11 protein-coding genes are annotated in these 14,831 nt (G+C 72.2%); 7 read left to right on the top strand and 4 right to left on the bottom strand.

Features of this window, described 5'->3' with window-relative positions; all coding sequences use genetic code 11:
• Positions 1-134: 134 nt before the first annotated feature.
• Together BCD49_RS17760 and BCD49_RS17755 are read right to left on the bottom strand one after the other, a co-directional pair.
• A complete protein-coding gene (locus BCD49_RS17760) occupies positions 135-1,136 on the bottom strand; it encodes a GDP-mannose 4,6-dehydratase (RefSeq protein WP_007520124.1) in 1,002 nt (333 codons plus the stop codon).
• 66 nt (positions 1,137-1,202) lie between these two features.
• Entirely contained in the window at positions 1,203-3,284 is a 2,082-nt protein-coding gene (locus tag BCD49_RS17755) for an acyltransferase family protein (protein ID WP_083401526.1), read from the bottom strand.
• Between the two features lie 165 nt (positions 3,285-3,449).
• Between BCD49_RS17755 and BCD49_RS17750 the strand changes: the two genes are divergently transcribed.
• The 4 genes from BCD49_RS17750 to rpsA all read left to right on the top strand — a co-directional run bounded on the left by BCD49_RS17750 (position 3,450) and on the right by rpsA (position 9,416).
• Positions 3,450-4,358, top strand: coding sequence for a hypothetical protein (locus BCD49_RS17750; RefSeq protein WP_007520122.1), 909 nt, complete (start codon positions 3,450-3,452; stop codon positions 4,356-4,358).
• Between the two features lie 27 nt (positions 4,359-4,385).
• Positions 4,386-5,840, top strand: coding sequence for a glycosyltransferase family 39 protein (locus BCD49_RS17745; protein WP_007520121.1), 1,455 nt, complete (start codon positions 4,386-4,388; stop codon positions 5,838-5,840).
• 136 nt (positions 5,841-5,976) lie between these two features.
• A complete protein-coding gene (locus BCD49_RS17740; protein WP_071041694.1) occupies positions 5,977-7,581 on the top strand; it encodes an acyltransferase family protein in 1,605 nt (534 codons plus the stop codon).
• 356 nt (positions 7,582-7,937) lie between these two features.
• Positions 7,938-9,416 carry a 30S ribosomal protein S1 gene (gene rpsA, locus BCD49_RS17735; protein WP_071041693.1) on the top strand — a complete coding sequence of 493 codons (1,479 nt, stop codon included), beginning with the start codon at positions 7,938-7,940 and terminating at the stop codon, positions 9,414-9,416.
• A 103-nt stretch (positions 9,417-9,519) separates the two neighbouring features.
• Here the strand turns inward: rpsA and BCD49_RS17730 are convergent, their stop codons facing one another.
• On the bottom strand, positions 9,520-10,992 hold the full coding sequence (locus BCD49_RS17730; RefSeq protein ID WP_027141269.1) for a PucR family transcriptional regulator: 1,473 nt from the start codon (positions 10,990-10,992) through the stop codon (positions 9,520-9,522).
• Between the two features lie 235 nt (positions 10,993-11,227).
• On the opposite strand from BCD49_RS17730, the gene BCD49_RS17725 reads away from it, so the two are divergent.
• A complete protein-coding gene (locus BCD49_RS17725; RefSeq protein WP_007514567.1) occupies positions 11,228-12,298 on the top strand; it encodes a TerC family protein in 1,071 nt (356 codons plus the stop codon).
• 139 nt (positions 12,299-12,437) lie between these two features.
• On the opposite strand, the gene BCD49_RS17720 is transcribed toward BCD49_RS17725, so the two are convergent.
• The gene (locus BCD49_RS17720; RefSeq protein WP_007514569.1) at positions 12,438-13,145 is read right to left on the bottom strand and encodes a hypothetical protein; all 708 of its coding nucleotides are present in this window, start codon (positions 13,143-13,145) and stop codon (positions 12,438-12,440) included.
• A gap of 66 nt (positions 13,146-13,211) precedes the next feature.
• On the opposite strand from BCD49_RS17720, the gene coaE reads away from it, so the two are divergent.
• Together coaE and BCD49_RS17710 are read left to right on the top strand one after the other, a co-directional pair.
• Positions 13,212-13,805 carry a dephospho-CoA kinase gene (coaE, locus tag BCD49_RS17715; protein WP_007514570.1) on the top strand — a complete coding sequence of 198 codons (594 nt, stop codon included), beginning with the start codon at positions 13,212-13,214 and terminating at the stop codon, positions 13,803-13,805.
• A gap of 130 nt (positions 13,806-13,935) precedes the next feature.
• Positions 13,936-14,688 carry a class I SAM-dependent methyltransferase gene (locus tag BCD49_RS17710; RefSeq protein ID WP_007514573.1) on the top strand — a complete coding sequence of 251 codons (753 nt, stop codon included), beginning with the start codon at positions 13,936-13,938 and terminating at the stop codon, positions 14,686-14,688.
• The last annotated feature ends 143 nt before the right edge of the window (positions 14,689-14,831 follow it).

Here is a 14,831-nt window from a genome sequence, read left to right as displayed (position 1 = left end):
ACGCGGTGTAGCCGGCCGCGCTCCCGGTGTATCCGGTAGCGCGGCCGGCGCTGCCGCAGATGCTGCCGTCGGTGCACGGCGTCCCACCCAGGCACGGCCGTGGGCCGGGGTGGTCGCGCCGAACCGAGGACCGGTCACCGAATCGTCAGCGCCTGCCCCGCGGTCTCCCGCTCCAGCGCGAGGTCCGCGTCCACCATCATGTCGACGAGGGCGGTGAAGGTGACCGTCGGCTTCCAGCCCAGCTTGTCCATGGCCTTCGACGGGTCACCGACCAGCAGGTCGACCTCGGCCGGACGGAAGAACCGCGGGTCCTGCTTGACGTAGGGCTCCCAGTCGTCGATGCCGACCCGGGCGAACGCGGCCTGCAGCAGCTCGCGGATGGAGTGCGTCTCCCCGGTCGCGATGACGAAGTCGTCCGGCTCGTCCTGCTGGAGCATCCGCCACATCGCGTCGACGTAGTCACCGGCGAAGCCCCAGTCCCGGCGGGACTCGAGGTTGCCCAGGGTGATCGAGTCCTGCAGCCCGAGCGCGATCCGGGCGACGGCCCGGGTCACCTTCCGGGTGACGAACTCGATTCCGCGGCGCGGCGACTCGTGGTTGAACAGCATCCCCGAGCAGGCGAACATGTCGTACGACTCGCGGTAGTTGACGGTCAGGTAATGCCCGAAGGTCTTGGCGACGCCATAGGGAGAGCGCGGGTGGAACGGTGTGGTCTCCCGCTGCGGCGTCTCGCGGACCTTGCCGAACATCTCGGATGAGCTCGCCTGGTAGAAGCGCATCCGGGAGACGTCGCTGCCGGCGGTGATCCGCAGCGCCTCGAGGATACGCAACACACCCATCCCGGTCGTCTCGCCGGTCAGCTCAGCCTGTTTCCAGGACAGTCCGACGAACGAGATGGCGCCGAGGTTGTACACCTCGTCAGGCTGGGAGATCTCCACCGCGCCGATCAGCGAGGACAGGTCGGTGAGGTCGCCCTCCAGGAGCTGGACGCCCGGAATGATCCGCTCGACCGTGGCCACCTTCGGGTTGGACTGGCCCCTGACCAGTCCAAACACCTCATAGCCCTTGGCCGTGAGCAGCTCTCCCAGATACAGACCATCCTGGCCGGTGATCCCTGTAATGAGCGCGCGGGGCACGATCACCCTCCCGTCTGTGTGCGGCACGCTGCCGTCGAAAGATTAGCGTTCGGTAATGCACGCAGGTCAGCCGGGGGACGTGGTCGTCCCCACGGGGGCACGATCCGCGCCTGTCGGACGAACCAGCCCAACAATCGCGGGAAGCAACGCCTGACCAACGATTCGCCCACCTGGGGCAGTAATGTGCACGCCGTCGTCCCGGGTGAGGATGCCGTTCACGTGATCGGTGTAGCGATTACCCGGCGTGAGTACGCCGTTGAGATCCGAGATGGTCGCCACACCCCGATGCCGGTCGGCCGCGGCGCGCAGCAGCTGGTTGAACCTTGCCACTCGTTCCGGCCTCGTCTCCGGGTACTGCGACCCATCCGGCCCCTCCCGGGCGGCGACCGCGGGTGTGGTGAACAACACCACCTTCGCGCCGCCCGCGGACAGCGTGGTGATGGCCAGGTCCAGCTGGGCGGCGAGGTAGGCGTCGAACTTCGGCTCGCCGACGTGGCTCCAGTCGCCGTCCAGCAGCTGGTCGGTGACCTCCCAGCGGCCGATCAGCAGCGCCGCGATGTCCGGATGGACCTCGTTCACCCGCTTGGTGAACCGTGCCGGCCACTGGTCACAGCCGATCGTCGTCGGCCCGGGCTTGCCGTCCAGCTTCCTGGTCGGCAGCCGGGCCACCCCGCAGCCGAGCATGGAGGCGTCCGCGAGCTGCACGTTCATCGACGCCGCCACCTCGCCGAACTGGCTGCCGATCAGCGTCGTCGCCAGCGAGTCGCCGGCGATGAGCATCCGCAGCGGCCGGTTTCCCTGCGCGTCGGGCGCCGCCGTGGGCAGCGCCCCACCCGCCTGGACGCTCGCGGCGAGCTTCTCCAGGTCCGCGGGGCTGCGGGCGCTGGACGCCTGGGTGCTCGTCGCCAATATCGCCACGGCGACGACCCCGGCCATCACCACCGGCGTGGTCACGACCGGCCTCGGGATCCGGATCGACCGGCGCCGGATCGGGTTCTCCACCAGGTAGAACGACAGCAGCGTACAGGCCATGGTCGCGGCCACTCTGGCGGCCAGCAGAACCGGCCCATGTAGGCCGGTCCGTCCCGCGGTAACCGTCAGCAGGACCGGCCAGTGCCACAGGTAGAGGCCATAGGAGATCTTGCCGATGTAGGTCAGCGGCGAAATCGACAGCACCTTCGCCACCGCCGAGCCCGGCACCTCGACGATCGACGCGACCAGCACCGCCACGATGATCGCGACGCCGAGGAACCCGCCGGCATACAGACCGCGCGCCTGGYCGTCGACCGTCGCCCACAGCGCCAGCAGCGCGACCAGCGCCAGTCCGCCGGCGTACCCGAGCACCTTCTTGCCGCGTGCCGTGAACCCGGCCCGCCGCTGGGCCCGCCACACCGCCAGCGCCGCGCCGGTCAGCAGCGCCTGGACGCGCACCTCGGTGCCGTAGTAGATCCGGGACGCGTCGACGCCGACGAGCAGCAGCACGATGCCGATCAGCGCGCTCAGCTCCGCGCCCAGCACCGCCACCGCCAGCGCCGCCGACTGCGCCTTGCGCCGCTGCCCCTTCCACTTGTCGACCGTGCGCGCGCTGTGGCGCATCAACAGGAACACGATCAGCGGCCAGAGCACGTAGAACTGCTCCTCGACCGCCAGCGACCAGGTGTGCAGCAGCGGCGACGGCGCCGAGAAGTGGTCGAAGTAGCTCTGGTTCGACAGCGCGAACCGCCAGTTCGCGACGTAGAACAGCGACGCCAGCATGTCCAGGCGGATCTTCGTGATGTCGCCCGGCGTGGCGAGGAACCGTGCGTAGGCCGAGATCGCGAGCAACAGGAGCAGGAAGGCGGGCAGCAGGCGCCGCGCCCGCCGCGTCCAGAAGTCCTTGAGGTCGATGCGGCGGGTGGCCCGGTACTCGGCGACCAGCAGGCCGGTGATCAGGAACCCGGACAGCACGAAGAACGTGTCCACGCCCAGCAGGCCGCCGGGAACCCACGACAGCCCCGCGTGATAGGCGATCACGGCGAGCACCGCGAGCGCGCGCAGCCCGTCCAGGCCGGGGGAGTGGACGATCGGTGCGAGGAAGGTCCCGGTGGTGTCCGAGTCCCCCGGGCCGATCGCGGTCGCCGCCGGCGCGGCCGCAGGGTCCAGGAGCATCAGCCCCGCGGTCTTCGGCTCCGGGTCGGCCTCGCCGTCGCCGTCGCGATCGGCGGCGCGTTCCTGGGGCGAGCGGCGGGTGTAGACCGGGTCCGGCGCACGTGTGGGCTCCGCGCCGCGCGCGCGGCCGCCACGCTCGATGGCGCCGCGGACGAGGGCGATGGTGTGCTGGCTGGCGTCCTCATCGTCGGGTGCCGGCCGTCCGGCCGGGCGGGTGGCCGGCCGGCGGGTCTCCTCGCGGGCGGCGTCGCCCCGCCGCGCGTCGCCGGGGCGCCCGCCGCCGGCACGTTCAGGCCGCTCGCCTCCGCCTGGGATCCCGCCGTTCCCGCGGTTCCCGCTCGATCGGCGGAGCCGATCGGGGACGTCTGGACGCTCGGGGTCCCTGCCGGACGGGCGACGGGGTTCCCGCTGGGTCGGCGGTCCACCGGGCCGTCGATCGGGCAGGTCCGGGTCACCGGCGACGCCGCGCCCGCGCGCGGCGCGCTCGCCCGTGACACCGCGGTACGGCCCGGCGGGCGGGCGGAACGTGTCGCGGTGGCTGTCCCGTGGTCGCGCGCCGACGTCGTCGCGACCCTCGCTGGTCCGGCGGCCACGGGCAGCGCCGTCGCGCGCGCCGTCACCGCGGCCGGCGCCCGCGCCGCCGCGTTCCTCGTCGTGGTCGTGACCGTCGTCCCGGTGCTCGTCGTCACCGTGGGCGCCGCCGCCGCGGCCGTCGTCCTCGCGACCGTCCTGCTGGTCGTCGCCGGGCCGGCCGGGCCGGGCGGGCTGGTGAGCGCGGAAGCGAGTGGCGTCGGAGATCCGGACGGTGTCAGCGTCTTTGCCGCTCAGCCGGGGCCTCCTCCCGCTCGTCCGCCAGTCATGATCGGCGGCCAGCGTCCGGCTGACCGCTCTGCGAAGTATGCGGCAGACCCGGCGTGGTCCCGCGCGCGCGTCCTTGGCTACACCGCTCGACTAGCCTCCGGTCGCGCGAGGCTTCGCCATCGTCGCGCGACCTTTGGCTGTACCGCTCACCGGCCTCGCGCTCGCGCGCGACTCCGCCAGAGGCTAATCGTCACACCTATCGCGCTCAGATGACCGGAAGCGCCTTGGTACCTTCCGGCCGTGACCGAGACCGCTATCACGCCGGTTGTGGCGGAGGCGCCCGAGGCTGGCGGCGTGCGGCCGCGGGACCGGCGCTGGTGGCTGCTGCTGACCCTGATCATGGCTGTCGGCCTTGGCGTTCGCCTGTGGTACCTGTTCGGTTGGATGCATCCGGCGGTCGTGCAGGGCGACCCGCTCTACTACCACGAGGCGGCCAACCTGTTCGCCGACGGGCGGGGCTGGCCCGACCCGTACGAGCTCCACCTGAACCACCGGTACGTGCCGGACGCGCAGCACCCGCCGCTGACCAGCGCGCTGCTCGCGTTGCCGTCCCTGGTCGGCCTCAGCACGTTCCTCGAGCACCAGGTGTTCGAGTGCCTGCTCGGAACGCTGGCCATCCTGATCGTCGCGCTGACCGGGAGGCGCGCCGCCGGACCCGCGGCGGGGCTGGTCGCGGCCGGGCTCGCCGCCGTCTACCCCGGTATGTGGATCAATGATCCGCTGCTGATGTCGGAGACGACCGGGATCCTGGCCTGCTCGGTGGTGCTGTGGCTCGCCTATCGCTTCTGGGACCGGCGCGGCTACCTGGACGCCGCCCTGCTGGGGCTGGCCACAGCCGCGGCGGCGCTCGCCCGGGCCGAGTTGCTCCTGCTGGCGGTCTTCCTGGTGACGCCACTGGTCCTGCTGGCCCGCTCGCCCGGCGGGCCGGCGGCCCATCGTCCCGCGGATGCCGGAGCGCTCCCGGCGGCCAGGGCGTCGTGGCGGCGGCGGGTGGGGATGCTCGCCGCCGCGGGGGCGGCCTGTGTCCTGACGATCGCGCCGTGGGCCGTCTACAACCTGAGCCGGTTCAGCGAGCCGGAATACCTGTCCACGGGTCTCGGCACGACGCTCGCGGTCACGCACTGCGACACGACATACCACGGCACGTTCCTCGGCTGGTGGGACTTCAAGTGCATCCTGAAGATCCAGAACGAGCCGACCGAACGCTCCGAGCGCGATGTCTTCTATCGCGAGGCCGCCTACCGGTACATCGGCGACCACAAGGCCGAGCTGCCCAAGGTCGCGCTGGCGAGGGCCGGGCGGACCTGGGGGGTGTTCCGGCCGTTCCAGCAGGTCCGGTTCGACACGATCGAGTCACGGCCGGTGGGTCTCAGCAAGGTGGCGCTGTTCTCGCTGTGGGTGCTGCTGGCCGCGGGCGCCGTCGGCGCGGTGCTGTTGCGCCGGCGCCGCGCGTTGCTGCTGCCGCTGCTGGCACTGCCGGGAGCCCTCACCGTCGCCTCGACGATGGTCTACGGCACCAGCCGGTTCCGCGCGGTCGCGGAGCCGGCGGTGGTGCTGCTGGCCGCTGTCGCGTTCGCCTCCATCCGCGCCCGCTTCGTCCCCCGCGGCCGGCACAGCGGCTCCCGGGCGACGGCGCGCGCCGGGCAGCCCGCGGCGGTTCCGGTTCCGGCCCAGGCCCAGACCCCGGCCGCGTGAGCATGCCCGGTCCGCTGATCACCGTCGGTTCGTCCGTGGTCCTGAGTGGTTACCCGCGACGGCTCGGGCGGGGCCGTGACGGCGCTGGCTGGTACCTTGCGACCGTGCCGGACCGCAGCCACCCCCGGCCCGCGTCATGACCGGGGCCGGGCTTCGCCAGCTCGGGCGCCCGGACGACCCGACGACCGTCGCGGTCGACGCCGGCACCACCGTCGTGTCCGGGGCCCCGCTGGCGCCGGCGGACGAGCCCTCCGCGCCGGCGGCCCCCACCCCGCGCCGGGACACGACGGTCTTTCCCGGGTTCGACGGGCTGCGGGCGATCGCGGCGCTGCTCGTGGTCGTCGTGCACGCCGGCTTCATGACCACCCTGACGTTGCGGTCCTCGCTGGGGCCATATGCCGCGCGGGCCGAGATCGGCGTCGCGGTCTTCTTCCTGATCTCCGGCTTCCTGCTCTACCGACCGTTCGTCGCGCGCCATCTCGCGCTCGCCGACCGGGGCGGCGGCCGGGACGTCCCGGAGGTCGGTGGCTTCCTGCTGCGCCGGTTCATGCGGATCGTCCCGCTGTACTGGCTGGTGTTCGTGATCAGCCTGGTCGTCGTCACCGACAAGATGATCGTGGCGAACGTCCGGGGCCTGCTGGAGTGCCTGCTGTTCGTGCAGGGTTACCGACAGTCGTGGGCGCTGCAGGGCCTGACCCAGGCCTGGACGCTCGACGTTGAGGTCGCGTTCTACCTGTTCGTCCCGCTCTACGCGTGGCTGCTTGGCCGGCGGGTTCGCGCGCCGCGTACCCAGCTGTGGCTCGAGCTGACCGGCGTCGCCGCGCTTTACCTGCTGGGCACCCTGGTGCACTGGCGGATGATCGGCACCGACTCGGGGCTGGCCGACGGGTGGTCGGTGTGGCTGCCGGTCTGGTGGGACCTGTTCTCCCTGGGCATGTTCCTCGCGGTGGTCTCAGCCTGGTACGGCCGGCAGGGGCGCCACCCGCGCTGGTCGACGCTGCCGTTCTCCGGCACCATCTGCTGGCTGCTCGCGGCCGTCTGCTACTGGGTGGCCAGCAAGAAGATCGGGCTGCCGCTGTGGCCGATCTACGACGCCACCGTCCGGACCGATCTGGGCAAGCACCTGTTCTACGGCCTGTTCGGCTTCTTCCTGCTACTGCCGGTGGTGTTCGGCCCGCAGCGGCGCGGGGTCGTGCGCCGTTTCCTGGCCAGCCGGGTGATGACCTTCCTCGGTTCGATCTCCTACGGCATCTACCTGTGGCACCAGACCGTCATCGACGTGGTGATGGCGCGCAGCGGCTGGAAGATCTGGCAGGTCTCCTTCGCCMCGCTCTTCGCGGTGGTCCTGGTGATCACCGTGGCGCTCTCGACGCTGACCTACTACCTGGTCGAGCGGCCGTGCCAGAACCTCGCCCGTGACTGGGCCCGTCGCTGGAAGAACCGCCCCCGGCGCGGACGCGCGGCGACGGCCGCCTCCGCTCCTGTGGCCGCCTCGGAAGCGGCTCCGCACCCGGTCGTGGCCGGCGCCCATGGCCCGGTAGTGGTGGCGCAGGGCCGCCCGGCGCCGCTGCCGGCGCCAGCGTCCGCGGCGGCGCCCGTGACAGGGTCAACCCGGGGCGTCACGGCCGGGAGAGCGCTGGACGAGACCACCATCCCGCCCCTTCCCGAGCCGCATCAACCCGATAGGATCGGCCGACAGGACAGCGCGGGCGGCCGGTTCGGCCCAGGCGATCGACCATGACCGGTGGCTGCCATGCCGCCGCCCCAGGGGCGGCTTTTCCAGGGCCGTGATGGTGCCCGGGGCCGGGCCCCCGAACCCCTGATGTCGGGCTTCGCCCGACCTGCGACGCTGCGGGGTCCCCTCGGCGCGAGCGTGCCCGTCGGCTCCCGTTGACCTCGCCGGAGAGGCTTCCCTAGACTGGAGTCAGCACGAGGGTCTGTGGGTCTCGGACCGAGCAGATCCACTCGAGCAGTCGTTATCGGTTCTGACAGTGTCGTTGTCAGCGCAATGTCGTTGTAGCGCGTTCTCTGTCCCTCCGTCCCGGCGGTTCGACCCGGCTCTCGCGCTGACGTCAACCCCTAGTCGGAGYCGACCCCTTGACGAGCACCACCGACGTTCGACCCGTGGAGACCGTGACCAGCCCGCAAAGCCCGACCACACCACAGGTCGCGGTCAACGACATCGGCTCGGCCGAGGACTTCCTCGCCGCCGTCGACAAGACGATCAAGTTTTTCAACGACGGTGACATCGTCGACGGCACCATCGTCAAGGTGGATCGCGACGAGGTGCTGCTGGACATCGGTTACAAGACCGAGGGTGTCATCCCGTCCCGTGAGCTATCGATCAAGCACGACGTTGACCCACACGAGGTCGTCTCGGTCGGTGACCACGTCGAGGCTCTCGTCCTCCAGAAGGAGGACAAAGAGGGCCGGCTGATCCTGTCCAAGAAGCGCGCCCAGTACGAGCGCGCCTGGGGCACGATCGAGAAGCTCAAGGAGGAGGACGGCGTCGTCACCGGCACCGTCATCGAGGTCGTCAAGGGCGGTCTGATCCTCGACATCGGGCTGCGCGGCTTCCTCCCCGCATCGCTGGTGGAGATGCGCCGCGTCCGTGACCTTCAGCCGTACGTCGGCCGTGAGCTCGAAGCCAAGATCATCGAGCTGGACAAGAACCGCAACAACGTGGTCCTGTCCCGCCRGGCGTGGCTGGAGCAGACGCAGAGCGAGGTCCGCTCCGAGTTCCTGTCGCAGCTGGCCAAGGGGCAGATCCGCAAGGGTGTCGTCAGCTCCATCGTCAACTTCGGCGCCTTCGTCGACCTCGGTGGGGTCGACGGTCTGGTGCACGTCTCCGAGCTGTCCTGGAAGCACATCGACCACCCGTCCGAGGTGGTCGAGGTCGGCCAGGAGGTCACCGTCGAGGTCCTCGACGTCGACCTGGACCGCGAGCGGGTCTCGCTGTCGCTGAAGGCGACGCAGGAGGACCCGTGGCGCCAGTTCGCCCGGACGCACGCCATCGGCCAGGTCGTTCCCGGCAAGGTCACCAAGCTCGTGCCGTTCGGCGCGTTCGTCCGTGTCGACGAGGGCATCGAGGGCCTGGTCCACATCTCCGAGCTGGCCGAGCGCCACGTGGAGATCCCGGAGCAGGTCGTCAACGTCGGCGACGAGATCCTCGTCAAGGTCATCGACATCGACCTCGACCGGCGCCGGATCAGCCTCTCGCTCAAGCAGGCGAACGAGGCCTCCGGGCTGGCGGGCGACGGCGAGACGTTCGACCCGAGCCAGTACGGCATGGAAGCCAAGTACGACGAGGCGGGCAACTACGTCTACCCCGAGGGCTTCGACTCCGAGACGGGCGAGTGGCTGCCGGGCTTCGAGGAGCAGCAGGCCGAGTGGGAGCGGCAGTACGCCGAGGCCCAGTCCCGCTTCGAGGCGCACCAGGCGCAGATCCGCGCCGCCCGCGAGGCCGAGGCCGCCGCGGTCGCGCCGAGCTCCTACACCTCAGAGTCGCAGCAGCCGGCTTCGGCGATCGACGAAGAGGCCCTGCGCCGCCTGCGGGAGCAGTTCGGCCGGGGATGATCTCTCTCTAGTCAGCCCCTGAAGACGCCCCCGCCGAAACCGGCGGGGGCGTTTTCGTCTGCCTCGGGCGCCGCGTGGCCTGCTGGCCTCTCGGCCCGGTTTGCTACTCGGCACCACTCCAGCTCAGCAGCCGCGCACCGATCACCGCGGTCTGGAGGACGTAACGATCCGCCGGGGCGGTGGGGTCGTGGTGGGTCAGCTGGTGGATACGAGCCAGGCGGTAAGTGAGGGCACGGACCGAGAGGTGCAGACGGCGGGCGGTGGCCAGCGCGACGGCACCGGTGGCGAAATAGGCGTCCAGGGTCTCCAGCAGCGGGCCGGGGCCACCGCGGGCGGCTCGTAGTGGGCCGAGGACGGTCTCCACCAGCTCGGAGAGCGGCTCCCGGTCACGTAGCAGCACCTTGTAGATGAGCAGGTCGTCGGTGTGCACGGCCTGGCCGGCGACGCCGAGCCTTCCGGCGAGCTCGACCGCGCTCGACGCCTCGGCGAACCCGATCCGCACGCCCGTCACGCCGGTGCGCACCCGGCTGACCCCGACCCGCCACCCGGGCACGTTCCCCAGCGCCGCGGTCAGGGCCGCCACCGCCCGCGGAGCCCCCGAGGCGGCACCGGCCCCGCCGGCCGGCAGGGGAGCGAACCGCGCGGCCGGCCCGTCGCCCGCGGATCTGGCCAGGCCGGGGCCGCCCGGCCCGGCGGCCCGGTCCACGCTGGCGCCGAGGTCGGCGGCGTCGCCGGTCGCCGCGTCGCCGGTCGCCGCGTCGCGCTCGGCTTCCTGCGGGACGACGCAGACGAGCAGGCCGCCCTTGGCGACGACCAGGGGCGGGGTCGCGCAGATGACGCCGAGTGCGGTGTCGACGGCGCGGCTCGTCCCGCGGCCGTCGACGAAGCGGCGGTCCCCGGCGGCGACCAGGACGAGGTGTGGCGCCTCCAGTCGCAGCCCGAACGCGAAGGCACGTTCCAGGACCAGGCCCGGGTCGGTGGCGGTGCCGGTGAGCAGGTCGTCGACGAGCTCGCGGCGCAGGGACTCCTCGGCCCTGGCACGGGCCGTCCGGGCCGCCTCGTAGCCCTCGCAGACGGCCGCGACGGCGTCGTCGCTCGCCCGCAGCACGGCCGCGGCGGCGGCCCGCGTCCGCTCGGCCGCACCCGGGGCCTCAGGCCCGGCCCGGCGCCGCGACCGGGCGGACCGGGGCGGCATGGGTCGGGCCGGGCCGCCGGGATCTCGGGTGCCCCAGTCCGCCGGGTCGTCGCCCGTCTGGTGCTGCGGCGCCGCGGCCTGTTCGGTGGCGGGCAGCGACGGCCAGGCCCGCCAGGTCGCGGAAAGGTACAGGTCGACGAGCGCGCGCAGGGCGGCGCCCGACTCGGCCGCCGCCTGGCCGAGCTCGCTGAAACGGGCGAGTTCGGCGACCGTGAGCCGGCGGCCGGTCTGAGCCGCCGAGGCGAGCGCAGGCAGGTAGTCGCCGAGCAGGCTGGCGGGCAGCCGGGCGTCCTGGGCGGCGAGCACCGCGGCGCGTGGCAGCCGGGTCAGGCTCGTCCCCGGCAGGCCCGCCGCCTCGCCGAGCTCGTCGTCGACTGGCATCCGCCACCCCCTCCCGCACGCGGGCCGCGCCCGGGCTGGCCGTGCGTCCGAAGTCTTCTTCTTGCCGAGTCTCGGCAATTTGAGGATAGCGAATCCCGCCAACATCGATGCGCTACTGCCGGGACCTGGAAGGGTCTCAGCGGGTGAACTAGATACAGGTCAGCGCGCCACCCGGCGTGGCCGGCCGGCACCCGTACCCCATCCGCCGACTACCCGGACTCACCTGGAGACAGCCGTGCACGTCCCCTTCTGGGCCTGGGCAGCCTTCGTCGCCGCCCTCGTCGCCCTCCTCGCCATCGACCTGCTCGCCCACCGGCGGGCCCACGTCATCAGGCTCCGCGAGGCGGCGCTATGGAGCGCGCTCTGGGTGAGCCTCGGCATCGGCTTCGCCTTCGTCATCTGGGCCTGGCAGGGGCCGGCCGCGGCCGGCGAGTACACGGCCGCCTGGCTGCTGGAGAAGAGTCTGTCGGTCGACAACCTCTTCGTGTTCGCCCTGATCTTCGGGTACTTCCGGGTGCCGCGGGAGTACCAGCACCGGGTGCTGTTCTACGGCGTGCTCGGCGCGCTGGTGCTGCGGTTCGCGTTCATCGCGGGCGGCATGGCGCTGCTGAACACCTTCCACTTCATCATCTACGTGTTCGGCGCGTTCCTGGTCTACACCGCGGTGAAGATGGTCCGGGACTCCGGCGTCGACGTGGACCCGGGCCAGAGCCGGGCGGTGAAACTGCTCCGCCGGGTCATGCCGGTCACCGACGAGTACCAGGGCCAGCGCTTCGTGCTGCGCCGGGCGGGCAAGCTCGTCGCTACGCCGCTGCTCGCCGTCCTGGTCGCGGTGGAGACCGCCGACGTGCTGTTCGCGTTCGACTCGGTGCCGGCGGCGCTCGGCGTCACCGACGAGACCTTCCTGGTCTACTCGGCGAACGCGTTGGCGATCCTGGGTCTGCGGTCGCTGTTCTTCCTGCTCTCTGGCGCGCTGGACCGGTTCCACCACCTCGGCACCGGCCTGGCGGTGATCCTCGCCTTCATCGGCGTGAAGATGCTGCTCACCGACGTCGTGCACATGCCAATCGCCGTCTCGCTCGGCGTCATCGGCGTGCTGCTGACGGCCTCGGTCATCTGGTCGCTGGTGACGCCTCCGCCGCCGGCCGACCCCGATGAGGAGGACCCGGGCGCCGCGCACCTGCCCCCCGTGGCCGCGGTGGGCGCGGTCACGGGGGGCGGCCAGGACGCCTCGATCCGGTCGGAGGACCCCACTGCGCCACGGGACGGCGACGTCCTGAGCGGCTCGTCGCGAGCCGACCGCTAGGAGACGCCGCCGGGACGAGACGACGACGAGGTCTCCCGCCCCGGCGTGGAACGCCCCTGGTGCCCGGCACACGACGTGTGCCGGGCACCAGGGCGTACGGGCACCCCGATCGCCGGGCCGGTGCCGACCGAACCGCGCGTCACCCAGGCTCGCCGGGTGCCGCCTCGGGCCGGTCCGCGCGCCGGCGAACCCGGGACCGGATGGCCTGGGCGGCCAGGCGCAGCGCGCCGACCACCAGCAGGAGCAGCAGCCCCTCGGTGGCGTGGCTGTCCAGCCAGGTGACCAGACCGCGGGCCCACGGCGCGACGGCGCGCGCCGCCAGCAGGTAGGTCGTCGTCGAGATGACCGTGCCCGGGATGAGGAAGCGCAGGAAGCGCCGCCAGGGGACGTCGCCGCCGCCCAGCGCCGCGTCGACGGCCGCGTTGGTGTTGATCAGGCAGAAGTACAGCAGGGCCCGCTCGGTCGAATGGCGTGAGAGGGCGCCGACGAGGCGCTGCCCGCCGGGACGCAACATCATCAGTGAGCGCAGGTTCGCCCTGGCGACGCCGAAGTAGCCGACGTCGACCAGCGCCCGCAGCGGCACCGCGATCAGCAACGTCGGCAGCACCGGAGCGGACCCGCCGACCAGGAGCAGGATCGAGGGCGTCGGCCGCAGCGCGACGAGCAGCAGCGGCGCGGTCGACGCCAGCCGGGTGGACAGCGCCAGCCCCAGCACCCCGCCGCCGATGAGCACCGCCAGCAGCGCGACCGGCCAGAGCCTGGCCGCCCACCGCGCCCCGCGCCAGCCCGCCCCGCGCCACCGCGCCCCGCGCGACCGCGACTCCGCTGGCTCCGGCTGTTCCTCCACTGGACCAGCATGCCCGCGGCGTCTCCTCTGCCCGGCGCGTAGGGCAGACTCGGCGGCGTGCTGACGGTGGGACTAACCGGTGGGATCGGGTCGGGTAAGAGCGCCGTGTCGGCCCGGCTGGCGGAGCACGGCGCGGTGGTCGTCGACGCGGACAAGCTCGCGAGAGAGGTGGTCGAGCCCGGCACCCCTGGGCTCGCGGCGGTCGCCGAGGCCTTCGGGCCGGGGGTCCTGCGCCCGGACGGCAGCCTGGACCGCGAGGCGCTCGGAAAGATCGTCTTCGTCGACCAGGCGGCGCGCAGACGGCTGGAGGGCATCACCCACCCGCTGATCCGGGACGAGACCGCCCGCCGGTTCGCCGCCCCGCCGCCCGACGCGATCATCGTGCACGACATCCCGCTCCTGGTCGAGGCCGGGATGGCGAAGGGTTACGACGTCGTGGTCGTCGTCGAGGCGCCGCGCGAGCTGCGGCTCGAGCGCCTGGCCGGCCGCGGGCTTCCCCGCGACCAGGCCGAGGCGAGGATGGCCAACCAGGCCGACGACGCAGCCCGGCGCGCCGTCGCCGACGTCCTGCTCGACAACGCGGGGACCCTCGCCGAGCTGCACGCCCAGGTCGACGCCCTGTGGCGTGACCTCGTCACCCGCCGCGATGCCCAGCTGTGACGTCCGGTCGTGACGCTCGGCCGTGACGTCCGGGGCGACGCCCGTCATGGGGTCCGGCGGTGACCGAAGGTCGTCCTCCGCATACGCGACGATCATGTATTTAGATTGGCTAAGGAAGTAGCGTCCGTATATGGCACGCGAATGGGACGCCACGACGTACGACAGCCTGCCCCTCCCGCACGAGCGGTGGGGGCGGCGGACACTCGCTCGGCTGGAGCTGAGCGGCACCGAGACCGTGCTCGACGCAGGTGCCGGTACCGGGCGGGACACGGTCGCGCTGCTGGAGGCGGTGCCGGATGGCCGGGTGATCGCGCTGGACGCGTCCGAGAAGATGCTGGCCGCGCTGCTCGCCCGGCTCGCCGACCGGCCGGACCTGCGAGACCGCCTGACGGTGCTGCGGGCCGACCTGACGACGCCGCTGCCGCTGTCCGAGCAGGTCGACGCGGTTTTCAGCGTCGCGACCTTTCACTGGGTCCCCGACCACGACGCGCTGTTCAAGAACCTTGCCGCAGTCCTGCGCCCAGGCGGTCAGTTGGTCTTCGACTGCGGCGGTCACGGCAACATCGCGGCCGTCGAGCGGGTGGTTGGTGAGCTCGTCCCCGACCGGCCGGTGGTGTGGCCCTTCGCGACCGCCGAGGAGACCGCGGACCGGCTCGGCGCGACCGGCTTCGTCGACGTCGAGACCTCGCTCGACCCGGACCCGACCCGGCTCGACGATCCCGACATCCTGCGTCGGTTCCTGGAGACGATCCTCCTGGGCTCCGACCTGGACCGGCTGCCCATCGACGAGCGGGCCGGGTTCGTCAACACCGTCGCCGAACGACTGCCCGAGCCGGTCATCGACTACGTCCGGCTGACCGGCACCGCCCGCCGCGCGGGCTGAGGCGGGCGCCAGGCTCGGCCCGGCGGATGTGGCGGCATTCGCGAGGTGCGTCCGGACAGGGTGTGTTCGGGCAGGACGTGTCCGGATGGCGTGTGTCCAGATGGAGATGGGTACCAAGTCTGGACAAGGTGCGCCGGAGGCGG

Source organism: Pseudofrankia sp. EUN1h, assembly GCF_001854645.1.
Lineage (GTDB): Bacteria > Actinomycetota > Actinomycetes > Frankiales > Frankiaceae > Pseudofrankia > Pseudofrankia saprophytica.
This window is presented reverse-complemented; position numbering and strand designations above follow the sequence as displayed.